12 protein-coding genes are annotated in these 12,914 nt (G+C 69.9%); 4 read left to right on the top strand and 8 right to left on the bottom strand.

The annotated features are described in order from the left end of the window. Positions 1 to 5: 5 nt before the first annotated feature. Positions 6 to 308, bottom strand: a complete 303-nt coding sequence (locus DFO65_RS01470) for a hypothetical protein (protein WP_147233202.1) — start codon at positions 306 to 308, stop codon at positions 6 to 8. On the opposite strand from DFO65_RS01470, the gene DFO65_RS01465 reads away from it, so the two are divergent. Further along, the gene (locus DFO65_RS01465) at positions 298 to 1,824 is read left to right on the top strand and encodes a DEAD/DEAH box helicase (RefSeq protein ID WP_245940414.1); all 1,527 of its coding nucleotides are present in this window, start codon (positions 298 to 300) and stop codon (positions 1,822 to 1,824) included. The genes DFO65_RS01470 and DFO65_RS01465 overlap by 11 nt on opposite strands. A gap of 3 nt (positions 1,825 to 1,827) precedes the next feature. Here the strand turns inward: DFO65_RS01465 and mnmA are convergent, their stop codons facing one another. The 3 genes from mnmA to DFO65_RS01450 form a co-directional block, all read right to left on the bottom strand. Continuing rightward, positions 1,828 to 3,021, bottom strand: coding sequence for a tRNA 2-thiouridine(34) synthase MnmA (gene mnmA / locus DFO65_RS01460; RefSeq protein ID WP_113902629.1), 1,194 nt, complete (start codon positions 3,019 to 3,021; stop codon positions 1,828 to 1,830). After that, a complete protein-coding gene (locus DFO65_RS01455) occupies positions 3,018 to 4,229 on the bottom strand; it encodes a cysteine desulfurase family protein (RefSeq protein WP_113902628.1) in 1,212 nt (403 codons plus the stop codon). The genes mnmA and DFO65_RS01455 overlap by 4 nt, the downstream gene beginning before the upstream one ends. Positions 4,230 to 4,305: 76 nt before the next feature. Continuing rightward, the gene (locus DFO65_RS01450) at positions 4,306 to 5,613 is read right to left on the bottom strand and encodes an MFS transporter (RefSeq protein ID WP_113902627.1); all 1,308 of its coding nucleotides are present in this window, start codon (positions 5,611 to 5,613) and stop codon (positions 4,306 to 4,308) included. Positions 5,614 to 5,776: 163 nt separating this feature from the next. Here DFO65_RS01450 and DFO65_RS01445 point away from each other — a divergent pair, with 163 nt between their 5' ends. Next, complete coding sequence (locus DFO65_RS01445; protein ID WP_113902626.1) at positions 5,777 to 6,127, top strand: hypothetical protein; 351 nt, start codon at positions 5,777 to 5,779, stop codon at positions 6,125 to 6,127. Positions 6,128 to 6,174: 47 nt separating this feature from the next. After that, positions 6,175 to 6,588, top strand: a complete 414-nt coding sequence (locus DFO65_RS01440) for a hypothetical protein (RefSeq protein ID WP_181778585.1) — start codon at positions 6,175 to 6,177, stop codon at positions 6,586 to 6,588. Between the two features lie 24 nt (positions 6,589 to 6,612). Here DFO65_RS01440 and DFO65_RS01435 read toward each other — a convergent pair whose 3' ends face one another. The 3 genes from DFO65_RS01435 to DFO65_RS01425 form a co-directional block, all read right to left on the bottom strand. Continuing rightward, positions 6,613 to 8,241, bottom strand: coding sequence for a hypothetical protein (locus DFO65_RS01435; RefSeq protein WP_113902624.1), 1,629 nt, complete (start codon positions 8,239 to 8,241; stop codon positions 6,613 to 6,615). Positions 8,242 to 8,288: 47 nt separating this feature from the next. After that, complete coding sequence (locus DFO65_RS01430) at positions 8,289 to 9,233, bottom strand: tetratricopeptide repeat protein (protein ID WP_113902623.1); 945 nt, start codon at positions 9,231 to 9,233, stop codon at positions 8,289 to 8,291. Between the two features lie 137 nt (positions 9,234 to 9,370). Further along, entirely contained in the window at positions 9,371 to 10,990 is a 1,620-nt protein-coding gene (locus DFO65_RS01425; protein WP_245940413.1) for a DUF8094 domain-containing protein, read from the bottom strand. Positions 10,991 to 11,308: 318 nt separating this feature from the next. Between DFO65_RS01425 and orn the strand changes: the two genes are divergently transcribed. Then, positions 11,309 to 11,878 (top strand): oligoribonuclease, encoded by a 570-nt coding sequence (gene orn, locus DFO65_RS01420; RefSeq protein ID WP_181778584.1) that lies wholly within the window; start codon positions 11,309 to 11,311, stop codon positions 11,876 to 11,878. 80 nt (positions 11,879 to 11,958) lie between these two features. Here the strand turns inward: orn and DFO65_RS01415 are convergent, their stop codons facing one another. Then, on the bottom strand, positions 11,959 to 12,873 hold the full coding sequence (locus DFO65_RS01415; RefSeq protein ID WP_113902621.1) for a MarR family winged helix-turn-helix transcriptional regulator: 915 nt from the start codon (positions 12,871 to 12,873) through the stop codon (positions 11,959 to 11,961). Positions 12,874 to 12,914: the final 41 nt, after the last annotated feature.

The following is a 12,914-nucleotide window of genomic DNA, read 5'->3' as shown; positions in this document are numbered from 1 at the left end:
CGTCGTCAGGACACCTCGTCTGATGCGGCTGGGAGGATCTCCCGGCGCACATTCCACGAAGCCATCTTCTCTCGGCGTTCGAGAGCGTCAATCGGCGCTCCCACATCCTGTCCGGTCACGACAGACCCGTCATCACACGTCGGCACGTCGTCCGGCACGTCGAAGGGCCATCCCATCACCTCCACGCATTCCCCCTCCTCCGCTGCCAGCTCCGCCGCCCGCACCTCGGGCAGGCGCCCGAGCCGGACGGCGGCGACCACGGCTGAGGCCGTCTCGACCCCCGCCGGTGACACGCCGGTGACCTTCACCGATCTGGGCGTTCCCGCCACGATCGCCGATCGCCTTCGCGCGGACGGCAAGACCATGGCGTTCCCCATCCAGCAGGACACGCTCCCGGACACCCTCTCGGGACGGGACGTGCTCGGCAGGGGGAAGACGGGCTCGGGCAAGACCCTCGCCTTCGCGATCCCCATGGTGGCCCGCCTGGCCGCCTCCCAGACCGGCCCGCGCCGGCCCCGCCTGCCGCGCGGACTCATCCTCGCACCCACGCGTGAACTCGCCACGCAGATCACGAACGTGCTCGATCCCCTGGCCCAGGCCTGCGGGATGCGCACGACGACGATCTTCGGCGGAGTCAACCAGAAGCGCCAGGAGACCGCCCTCAACGCCGGCGTCGACATCGTCGTCGCCTGCCCGGGACGACTCGAGGACCTGCTCCAGCAGGGGCTGGTCTCCCTCGATCGCATCGAGGTCACGGTCCTCGACGAGGCCGATCACATGGCCGACCTCGGCTTCCTGCCCGGCGTCACCCGCATCCTCGCGAAGACGCCCGAGACCGGACAGCGGATGTTCTTCTCCGCCACCCTGGACAATGACGTGAGCAAGCTGGTGCGCCGGTTCCTCCACGACGAGGTGCTCCACTCCGTCGACGACCCCACCTCGCACGTCTCCGATATGACGCACAGCGTGTTCGAGGTGTCCGAGGACGACAAGAACGAGCTCGTCCACCGGCTGGCCTCGGGCACCGGACGGCGCATCCTCTTCACCCGCACGAAGCACCGGGCGAAGCGGTTCGCCCGGCAGCTCACCGCCCAGGGCATTCCGGCGGCCGACCTGCACGGCAACCTGTCCCAGGGGGCACGGGACCGCAACCTCGCGGCGTTCAGCGCCGGCGATGTCCGCGTGCTCGTCGCCACGGACGTCGCCGCCCGCGGGGTGCACGTCGATTCCGTCGAACTCGTCGTCCACGTCGACCCGCCGACCGAACACAAGGCCTACCTGCACCGGTCCGGTCGCACGGCCCGCGCCGGCAGCTCCGGCGATGTCGTGACGATCATGGTCCCGGAGCAGCGCAAGGACACGCTGGCACTGCTGCGCCGGGCCGCCATCAAGGCGACCCCGCAGAAGGTCACCGCCGAGTCCGCCGCGGTGTCCGAGCTCGTCGGCGACATCGCCCCCTTCGTCGCCCCGCAGCCCAAGGAGAGCCCCCGATCGAGCTCACGCCCGACAGCCGAGCGGTCGTCGGGGCAGCGGGCACCGGGCGGCAGGAGCTCGCGCCGACGCGGAGGACGCGGCGGCGGCAGCGCCCGCAGCGCCGAGGCGAACCGCGACTCGGCCGCTCACGCGGGAGCCAGCCGTCAGGGCGGACAATCCCGTGGGGCGAGCGCCGGAGGCAGCCGTCAGGGCGGACAGTCCCGGGGCGCGAGTGCCGGAGGCAGCCGCCAGGGTGGACAGGGCCGGGGCACGAGCGCGGAGACCCGCGGTCGTCACCGCAGCCGCCGTGGTGCCCAGGGATCGCAGCAGGTCTGGTCGACGAGCAGCTGAGCCTCAGACGCCGAGGGGGTCCTTGGCGGTGACGTCGATCGTCGCCTGGCCGAGGACCCGGGTGCCGCGGTAGATGACCATCGTCTGACCCGGCGCGATGCCCGACAGCGCCTCGGCGACGTCGACGTGCATGAGCTGGCCCGCGGGTCGGGCGGCCGGCACGGTCACCTCGTCGACAGCGGGGTTCGCCTCATGCGCGGGGAGCTCGGTGACGAAGTCGCCGAGCCAGGCCCGTGCCGGCACGGGATCACCGTGGGCGCGCACCTGGACCTCGCAGTCGATGCCGGTCGCGGGCGTGGTCCCCATGTCGGACGGGGCCTGACCGCACCACGAGGTGCGGATCCCCGTGAGATGGTGCACCGCGAGATCGGACCGGGAGCCGACGGTGACGGTGTTCGTCGCGGGGTCGAGGTCGGTGACGTAGCGGGGCCGTCCGTCGGCCGCCGGCTTCTCGATGCCCAGGCCCTTGCGCTGGCCGATCGTGAACGTCATCGCCCCGTCGTGGCTGCCGAGGACCTCGCCGTCGGAGTCCTTGATGAGCCCCGGGCGCATCGGGATCTTGTCGGACAGCCACGCCTTCGTGTCCCCGTCGGGGATGAAACAGATGTCATAGGAGTCGGGCTTGTTCGCGACCGGGAATCCCCGCTCGGCCGCCTCGGCGCGGACTTCCGCCTTCGACGCGGTCGCCCCGATCGGGAAATAGCAGTGCTCGAGCTGGTCGCCGGTGAGCACGCCGAGGACGTACGACTGGTCCTTGGCGAGGTCCTCCCCGCGATGCAGCTCCGGGTTGCCCTGGTCGTCGCGGACCACCTCGGCGTAGTGGCCGGTGGCGATCGCATCGAAGCCGAGCGCCAGCGCGCGGTCGAGGAGGGCGGCGAACTTGATCCGCTCATTGCAGCGCATGCACGGGTTGGGGGTGCGACCGGCGGCGTACTCGGCGATGAAGTCATCGACGATGTCCTCCTTGAACCGCTCGGAGAAGTCCCAGACGTAGAAGGGGATGTCGAGCATGCCCGCCACCCGGTGGGCGTCGCGGGAGTCCTCGATCGTGCAGCAGCCGCGCGAGCCGGTGCGCAGCGTGCCGGGCATGCGGGACAGGGCGAGGTGGACGCCGACGACCTCATGGCCGGCGTCGACGGCGCGGGCGGCGGCGACGGCGGAGTCGACTCCGCCGGACATGGCGACGAGGATCTTCATGACGCTCCTTGCATCCATCGCGGGGTGGCGGAGACCATCCCGGCTTGCCGGGCTTGGTCGACGACGGGGGGCAGTGCGGCGATCAGGGCGTCGACGTCCGCTTCGGTCGTCGTCGGCCCCAGGGTGAATCTCTGGGTGGACCGCGCCGTGTCCTCGTCCCGGCCGCAGGCGAGCAGGACGTGCGAGGGACGCGACACCCCGGCCTGGCACGCCGATCCCGTCGAGGTGGCGAACCCCCTGACGTCGAGTCCGAACAGGAGGGTGTCGCCCTCGCACCCGGGGAAGGTGAAGTGGACGTTGCCCGGCAGCCTGCCGGACCCTCGCGGGCCGGAGAGGCGGGCGTCGGGAATCGCCGCCTCGATGCCGGCGATGAGGCGATCGCGCAGCGCGCCGAGCCTGCCGGCGCGGGCGTCGCCGTCCTCGGTGGCCAGACGCACGGCCGCGGCGAACGCGACGGCGCCGGCGACGTCGAGGGTGCCGGAGCGGACTCCGCGCTCCTGTCCCCCGCCGTGGAGGACGGGGACGGGCTTGGCGCCGCGGTCGAGCAGCAGCGCGCCGATGCCCACGGGCCCGCCGACCTTGTGGGCGCTCACGGATACCGCGGTCGCGCCGAGTCCGGCGAAGTCGATGGGAACCTGCCCGAGCGCCTGCACGGCGTCGACGTGGAAGGGCACCCCCGCCTCGGCGGCGGCGGCACTGAGCTCGCGGATGGGCTGGATCGTCCCGATCTCGTTGTTCGCGGCCATCACGGACATGACCGCGGTCCGCTCCGGGGCCCTGCGGAGCTCGGCGCGGGCGGCGTCGAGGTCGATCCGCCCGTCCTCGTCGACCTCGAGCCAGGCGACCTCGGCGCCCTGGGTCGCCAGCCATTCGACGGTGTCGAGGACCGCGTGGTGCTCGATCGTCGAGGTGAGCACGCGCGGGCGACCGGGCGCGGCGAAGGTCCCGCCGTTGCGGGCGAGGTAGAGGCCCTTGAGGGCGAGATTGTCGGCCTCGGTTCCGCCCGAGGTGAAGATCACCTCCGCCGAGGTGGTCGCCCCCAATGCCGCCGCGAGCTCTTCGCGCGCGGTCTCGATCCGCATCCGCGCCGACTGGCCGCCGGAGTGCAGGGATGAGGGATTGCCCCGCCTGCGCAGCTCGGTGGTGAAGGTCTCCAGCACCGCCTGCGGCATCGGCGAGGTCGCGGCATGGTCGAAGTAGAGGGGCACTCATCCGATCTTAGGCCCCGGGCCTCCGCCCGGCCAGATTCAGTGCCGGATCTCACCCGGCGGGCGGCGGAGCGCCTCAGGCTTGGGTGAGGTCCTTGCCCCTGCTCTCGGGCAGGACGAAGGCGATCGTCGCGGCAGTGAGGACGAGGAGGACGATCGCGTAGATCGCGAACTTCATCGGATCCCCGATCCAGGTGAGGACGTATCCTGCGGTGCCGCCGAAAGCGGCGATCGCGATCGCATAGGGGATGCCGAATCCGGCGGTGCGCTGCGAGGTCGGGAACATCTCGGCGTAGGTGGCCGGGGCGTGCGAGAGGGTACCCGCGAGCAGGAACAGCTGGATGCTGATCGCGAAGACGAGCTGCCACAGCTGACCGCCGGCGACAAGGAGCATGAGAGGGATGAACAGGACCGCGGAGCCGATCGTCGCGATGAGCATGCACGGCTTCCGACCGATCCGGTCCGACAGCGCGCCCCAGAACGGCAGGACGACGATGAGGACGAAGTTCCCGATGAGGGAGGCGGTGAAGGCGTCGTTCGAGGAGTATCCCCAGGTCGTCTGTGCCAGTGAGGCCATCGTCACCGACCAGATGTAATAGGCGACGGTCAGGCCCATCGTCATTCCGATGACGGTGAGCCCGGTCCTCCAGTTCTGCGCGACTTCGACGAACACGTTCCGCTTCACCTGCTGCGTCTTCGCGACCTCGACCTGGTGCAGCTCGAAGACCTCGGACTCCTCCATCGACGATCGGATCCACAGCGCGAACAGTCCGAGCAGCGCGCCGACGGCGAAGGGGATCCTCCAGCCGAAGCTGTCCATCTGCTCGGACGTGAGAACGGCATTGAGGACGAGCCCAAGGCCCAGACCGACGAGGAGGCCGATCGTTCCCGTGACGTAGATCGAACTCGCGTAGAGACCGCGCTTCTCGCGGGGTGCCTGCTCGGCCAGATAGGTCTGCGCGGCCGGCAGCTCGCCGCCGTGGGCCAGGCCCTGGAGCAGGCGGGCGAGGACGAGAAGCGCCGAGGCGACCCATCCGATCTGGTCGTAGGTGGGGCAGATCGCGATGATGAGAGAGCCGGCGGAGGCGGCGAGGACGGAGAGGGTGAGTGAGTGCTTCCGACCGATCCGATCTCCGATCCACCCGAAGACGAAGCCGCCGAAGGGGCGCGCGACGAAGCCGACGGCGAACACGGCCATCGTCTCGAGGAAGGCCGACTGCGGGTCCTCGGAGTTGAACAGCTGGGTCGAGAAGTACACCGCGAAGCTCGCGTAGATGTTCCAGTCGAACCATTCGAGCGCGTTGCCCACACCCGTGCCCAACAGGGTCTTCGTGTTCGACTGCCTCACTGCGCCCTCTGACACGTCGCTTCGCTGCGTGGCCATTGCTGATCCCCTTTGACTGTCTGTTGCCGATGTCGGCCGCGGCGGATTCCGCCTGGACAGGCAGACGTTCGAGGCCCTGGAGAAGAGTAGCGCATCCGCCGCTGCAGCGCACCAGTCGCACACGATTGCGACCGAACCGCCGACGGTGACTACACTGATCCGGGTGTTCACCGTATTCACCATCGTGCTCTATGCCGTCACCGCCGTGCTCACCGTGTGGTCGATCGTGGACACCATCCGCAACCGCCCTGCGGGGAAGATGCTCCTCGGCGCCTCCGCGCTGCTGCTGCTCCTCCTCATCGTCCAGCTGATCCTGTCGATCGTCAGCTTCTCGTCGACGCACGACGTCGATCCGCTCCTCTACTTCGGCTACGTCATCACGGCGATCCTCGTCATGGCCCTGGCCGGCTTCTGGGCGTTCGCGGAGCTGAGCCGGTGGGGGCCGGGAGTCCTTGCCGCGGCAGGACTGACGGTCGTCGTCATGATCGAGAGGATGGACCAGATTTGGCACTGAACCCCCGCTCCCCGTCGACGCGGAACCCGCGCTCCCCCTATTCGGCGATGCACACGGGGCCGGGGCGGGCGCTCACCGCGGTCTATGGGATCTTCGCGCTCTCAGCCACGGCTCGGGCCGGCTACCAGGTCATCCGCGAGTTCGACGTCGCACCCGTGGCCTATTCGCTCTCGCTCGTCGCCGCCGTCATCTACATCGTCGCGACCGTCTGCCTCGTCATCGGCAGTCGTATGACCCACCGGATCGCGATCGCCTCGTGCATCGTCGAGTTCGTCGGCGTCATCGGGGTCGGCATCCTCAGCTTCACCCACCCGGAGGACTTCGCGAAGCCCTCGGTGTGGTCGACGTTCGGCATCGGCTACGGGTTCATTCCCCTCGTGCTGCCGCTCATCGGACTGTGGTGGCTGCACCGGGTCGGCCGCGCGGTGCGCGGCAAGGCCATCGCGACGGGCACGGCCTGAAACGATCCGGCCATCGCGACGGGCTCAGACCACTCGCGAGGAGATGATGTCCCAGTCGACCGACATCGCGGTCAGGGCGTCGGCCGATTCGACGAGCACGTAGGGGTGGGCGGTGTCCACCTCGACGGTGTCACCGTCCTTGTCGTTCGTCTTCACCGCCTCGATCGTGTCCCCGAGGTCGAGCGAGAAGTCCTGCGGCACCTTGATCGTCAGGGTGCAGCGGACCTCGCCCATGCCGATGGCCCCGGCCTCCGTCTTCAGCGTCATCGAGGCGAAGTCGAGGTCGGTGTACGGAGAGCACTTGGCGTCGACCTGGTCGAAGCCCGACTCCTTCCCGCGCAGCTCCCCGAGGTAGTCGCGGAACGAGGTGAAGCCTCCCTCCTCGAGTCCGCCGAGGCTCTTGTCGGCCTTGCCGTCGACGAGGTACTTCGCGATCGTGTCGGCCGAGGGCGCCAGCGAGTCGGTGAAGTCCTTCGGGGCGGTCTCGACGGCACCGCGGCCGTTGGCCAGCAGCGTCGGCGCCTGCTCCGCGGGGATGTAGGAGGCCGCCCTGACGATCGGCCGTGCCGCCGCCGATTCCCGGGTGACGAGCTGGATCTGGGTCATCTTCTCGTCGCCATCGGTGGTGCCGAAGGCGTAGAACCACATCGGGTACTCCTCGAAGCTCGGCCCGCCGGCCACCACCTCGGTGAAATTGGGGGCGGCGAGCTTCTGCTTCGCCTTCTTGGCGATCTGGATCTGCGCCCGGGTCCGGTCGATGAGCGGAGCCCCCTGGATCCGTTCGAGCCCGGTGCCGCCGTCGGCGAGGATCTGGTCGAGGGACTCGGTGTACTCGGTCATGTACTTGCCCGCCTCCCCGGGGCGCACGGCCGTGCGCTCGTAGGGGGTGATGTGCGGGTCGGCCGGCTGCGCGATCGGGAGCACTCCGCACCCGCTCAGCGCCAGCCCGGAGGCGAGCACCGCCGTCGTGCCGATGCGCATGGTCCGCGTCCTCTTGGCCGCTCGCTGCCCGGGAGGCGCGCTGCGCGCGGGGTCGGGCTGCCGGGCGTGGTCGTCGCTGCTGTTCATGTCCTTCTTCTTGGGCCGGATGCGTCCGTTCCACCAGCGCAGCCCGAAGTAGAGCGCGGCGCCGAAGAGGATGATCGCGACGGCGATGCCGATGAGCGACCACCCGAAGACGCCTTCGACGCGCATCTTCATCGTCACCGTCGTGCCCTCGAGGCTCTGCTCGGGGTCGGCCGGGGCGATGACGAGCACTTCGGGGTCGGCGTCGAGGTTGAAGGTCTTCGCCACCGAGTTGCCGGTGTCCTTGCTCGTCCACCAGTCCTGCTCCGCGACCGGCGCCTCGGGTGCCGGCTCGCCGGGGATGGATCGGTGTACGGCCTCGTCGGGGAAGCGCACGTCGCTGATCTGGACCTGCGCCACCCCGTCGAGGTAGCTGTCGACGTCGACGCCGCTGGCCGTGCCGATGAACAGCTCCTGACCGTTCGCGGCAGTGGCCTCGAGCGTCGCATCGGTCCCCGAATAGGGGACGATCGCCTCGTCGAGCACGATGGCGTGGGCCCCCTCGGAGACGGTGAACGGCGGCGTCTCGGAGACCTCGTCGGTGCCGACGACGGACAGCGCTGACCCGACCAGTACCGCGAGGACCACCGAGGCGACCGCGAACAGTACGGCTGTGCTGAGACGGATGACCTGGATCAGAACAACGCCCTCATCAGTGCCGTGCGCGCCTTCGTCACCGCCGGGTCGTCCGCGCCGAGGACCTCGAAGAGCTCGAGGACCCGCAGGCGCAGGGCTTCCTTCTCGTCCCCCGCACTCGTGCGGATGAGCGCGATGAGCCGGGTGAACGCGCGCTCGGGGTCACCGCCGACGATCTCGGCGTCGGCGGCCGCCATCGCCGCCTCGGCGTTCTTCGGGTCGGCGTCCGCCGCGCTGATCAGCTGCGCCGGGTCCGCCCCGGCGAGCCGCCGCCCGAGGCCGGCCTTGGCGAGGCCGAGTTTCGCCTCGGCGTCGGCCGGGGACTCGGCGAGGACGGCCGTGAACAGCTGCTCGGCGGTGGCGAAGTCACCGGCGGCCAGTGCCGCCTCGGCCTCCGGGTGGGCAGGTCCCTGCGGTTCGGGTTCGGCCCCGTCGACGACGGCCTGTCCGCTGACGCCGTTCTCGGCGGCCAGGCGCAGCAGTTCGTCGAAGTAGGCCTTGACCTGGGGCTCGGGAAGCGCGCCCTGGAAGAGGGGAACCGGCTGGCCCTTGACGATCGCGACGACCGTGGGGATCGACTGCACACCGAAGGCCTGCTGGAGGCGCGGGTTCGCGTCGACGTCGACCTTGGCCAGGACCAGCTTTCCGCCGAACGATGTGACGACGCGTTCGATGATCGGCGAGAGCTGCTTGCACGGACCGCACCATTCCGCCCACAGGTCGATGACGACGGGAACCCGGTCGGAGATCGCGACGACGTCGTTGAAGCCGGCTTCGTCGACGTCGAAGACGAGGGACGGCAGAACCACCGCGTTCGGATCCTGGGCGGCCCGGCCGGCGGGCTCCTGCGGCAGGTTCCTGCTCCGGACGGCGGACAGGTCGAGTCCCTGATTCTGCTGGCCGGACTGCGAGTGCGATGCGGCCTGCGAGGGGTCCGTTGTCACGTGGTCTCCTTTGCTGCGTTGGCGAAGAGCCTGTCGGGGACCGCCTGGGGCGCATCCCGGTCGGACTCAGACTGAGAACTGACTCCAGCTTAGAACGTCGGCGGGCGGACGGCGCCTCGGCCCGGCCGGGATTCCGCTCACTTGAGCTTCGCCCCCTGCAGGGTCTCGAGTCCGCCGATGAGCCGGACCTTGCCGTCCTTGGGCACGAGGAACGTGAGGACCTGGTAGGTCGTGGTCGTCACCGCCTTCGAGGTCGAGTCCTCCCCGACGAGCTCCTTCTGCGGGGTCTGGAGGGTGAGGGTGCCGGTGCGGCCGTCCTGCGACTCAGGGGTGATCGTCGACTCCGCCTCGATCACGCCCGTGACCACCGCCGAGTCGCCGGCGGTCGACTGGGCGACGATCTCCTTGCCCGGCGTGTACTTGTAGTCGACCTTGGCCTTGCCGCGCTCGGCGCTCTCCTTCTGCTCCTTCTGGTTGTCCCAGATGGACTTGGCGAAGTCGTCGGCCTCGAAGGTCTTCGCCTCGGCGGAGTCCGCTCCCCCGCCCAGCGCCTTGGCGTAGTCCGCCACGGCCTGCTCAGGGGTCTTCGCGAACCCCTCGGCATCGGGGCCCAGCAGCTGCGCGCCCTGGCGGGCGTCGGGGAGTTCGGGCAGTTCGGTGCCGGGGACCAGGCGGGTCTGCGACCACAGCTTGTAGTTCTCGCGCGGGGACTCCTGGGAGAAGACGAGCAGCTGAGTGCTGTCCCCTCCGGAGGCGACGACGCTCGTGATGCGCGGCCAGGTGTCGGTGGCCGCGGTGTGGTTGAGGACGATCTCGTCGGCGGCGATCGCGGGCGGAAGCTCGTGCTTCTCGACCTTCTTCTTCACGTCGTAGGCGGCTTGGCGCTGCTTGAGCGCGGGACCGGTGACCCGGGACTCGAGTGCCCCCTTGTCGGTCTCGGCGTCGGCGGCGCTCACGGTCTCGGCGACGGCGTCGAGGATGCGCTGGACCTGGGCGTCGCTGACGCCGGCCATCGGCGACGACGGTGCCGCCGAGGGCTCCGGCTTCGGCAGCTCCTCGGGCCCGCAGGCGCTGAGCGCCAGGACCGGGACGATGACGAAGGCGGAGCCGTACTCGGCGAGCTTGCGGCGGCGCTCCTGTCGCGCCTTGCGGCGGTTCGCCTCCTTCTTCGCCGTGTTCCGGCCGATGAAGAGCATGACGAGTCCTCCGATGAGCAGTGCGCCGCCGATGATCATGAGGGGAAGTGCCCATGGCGTCTCGGCCTGGTTGGGCCAGGAGAGGGTGACGGTCTCCACCTGGCCGGGCTCCCCGGTGCCGGAGATGAGGAATCCGGTCCGGTTCGCCTCCCCGGTCCATTCGAGGCTGACCCGGTCCGTGCCGGTGACCTCGGCGTCCCACAGGTCCGCCCCGCGCGGATCGGGGACCGAGGGCTCGCCGTCCTGCGCCTTGACGGTCAGTCCGCCTTCGGGCGCCAGTCCGGTGACCCGCGCCGAGGCGGATTCGCCCACCCATGCGTCGACGTTCTCGGCCGGGGCATGGGCGATCGTCAGCTCGCCGCTGCCTTCGGCGGTGAGGGTGGCCGGGGTCTGGTAGAGGTTAAGCATCCCCGGGTCGACGACGACGGCCGGAGCCCCCGCGTCGATCTGTGCCGTGGCGGTGATCGTCTCCTCCGGGGCCCACAGGGTCTTCTGCAGAATTCCGAGGCCTCCGACGACGACGCCCACCACCATGAGAATCACAGCAAGCGTGTAGCGCACCTGCGCACCCTTCTACTCAACGACACGTCACGGCGTCCCAAGCTCTCGCTTCGAACACCCCAAGTTTAGGCCACCTGCCTCCCCCGCGCCTTTGTGCAACCGTTCAGCTTGTCCGACGGTCGCCTGCCGGCGGGTGCCGGCAGGTCGGTGTCGGGCCCGGAGCGCCGGGGTGGGAGCGCCGGGGTGGGAGCGGCCCGGGTCGTCGGGTCCACCGCGGCCTGCGTGCCGGGGCGGGAGCGGCCCAGGTGTCGGCGGTTCGGGCTCCTGGCTTAAGGTGGACGGGTGAGCAACGACAGAATCGTATGGATCGACTGTGAGATGACCGGCCTCGACGAGACCGCCGACGAACTCCTCGAAGTGGCGGCGATCGTCACCGACTTCGAGCTCAATCCCGTCGACGACGGCGTCGACATCGTCATCAGGCCCTCTGCCGAGGCGCTCGAGCAGATGAGCGAGTTCGTCACCGAGATGCACACGAGCTCCGGACTCATCACCGAGCTCGACTCGGGAACCTCGGTCGAGGAGGCGCAGGCGACGGTCCTCGACTACATCAGGAAGCATGTGCCCGAACCGCGCAAGGCTCCCCTGGCCGGCAACTCCGTCGGCACCGACAAGGTCTTCCTCAGCAAGCAGATGCCCGAGCTCGTCGATCACCTCCACTACCGCATCATCGACGTCTCCTCGATCAAGGAGCTGAGCAGGCAGTGGTTCCCCCGCGCCTACTTCCAGGCGCCGGAGAAGCTCGGCGGCCACCGTGCCCTCGGCGACATCCTCGATTCGATCGTCGAACTCAGGTACTACCGCCGGGCGGTGTTCTCCGCCGACGGTCCGACCTCGGAGCAGGCGAAGTCCATCGCCGCCGAGGTGGTCGCCTCCTTCCAGCGCTGACCTCGGTCCGGGCGTCACCGGCGCGGACTCCGACGGCGGGACACCGACTCAGCCGACCACCGCCTCAGACGGGATCCTGCTCAGCCGGATCTCCGCGGGGAGAAGACGCCGGCCGGGAAGACCCCCGACTGCCCGAGCACCTTGATCAGGGCCCGGCTCGGCTGGAGCAGGCTCTCGATCTGCTCGTCGTCGAGCCCCTCCCATGCCTGTCTCACGGTCGCGTCGGTCAGCTCCTCTACCTGCTCCCTCAGCTCCTTCCCCGCCTCGGTGATTGTCGGCAGACCATGACCGCGATCGTCGGTGCCGACCGTGATGAGACCGGCGGCCTCCAGCCTGTCCTGAGCCGAGTGCCATTCCTCGTCGGTGTGCCCACGCGTGCGCTGAGCGGCCCGGGGCCGGAACGAGGCGCCCGTCGCGACGTCGAGCAGCAGCGCCTCGATGCCGGGAATCCCGGCGACGACGAGGGACGCCACATGACCGTCGCCGCGGTACTCCCGGGCCACCGTCGCCAGGTCCCACAGCCGCTCGAAGGCGGTGCCGGGGTCGTGCCCGGCGAGCGCCTCGGCGGTGGCGGCGGCGAGCGGTCGACCCGAGAAGTCCATGCCCGCGACGACCTCCCCCAGGGCCGCCGAGAGCTCTCCCGCGGCCTCCGTGAGGAGCGCGATGTCGTCGCGGTCGCCGAACAGGGAGCGCAGGTGCTCCGAGACTCCGACGAACCGGGCCCCGATCAAGGCCTCCGGGCTCGCGGACTCCCACACCGCGGGAACGATGGAGGCGATGTACGCAGGCGAGTAGTTGCAGAAGGCCGCGCTGACCACCCCGGCGCCGACGGGGCCCAGCGGCGCCGAGCGGGAGGCGATGTTCGCGGCCGCCCTCGACTCGACACCCGCCCGGGCGCATGCCTCGGCCACGGCGTCGGAGAAGTAGGCGAGGGAATGGAAGGAGTTGAGACGGGCCGAAAGGGTCCTGATCGTGAGCGTGCGCTGGGAGACCATGATCTCAATCTACTCACGGAGAGCACCGGACGGATAGGGTC

Source organism: Brevibacterium sanguinis, assembly GCF_003315415.1.
In the GTDB taxonomy this organism is placed as follows: domain Bacteria; phylum Actinomycetota; class Actinomycetes; order Actinomycetales; family Brevibacteriaceae; genus Brevibacterium; species Brevibacterium celere_A.
Note: the sequence above shows the minus strand (reverse complement) of the source record. Positions and strands in the feature narration are given on the sequence as shown.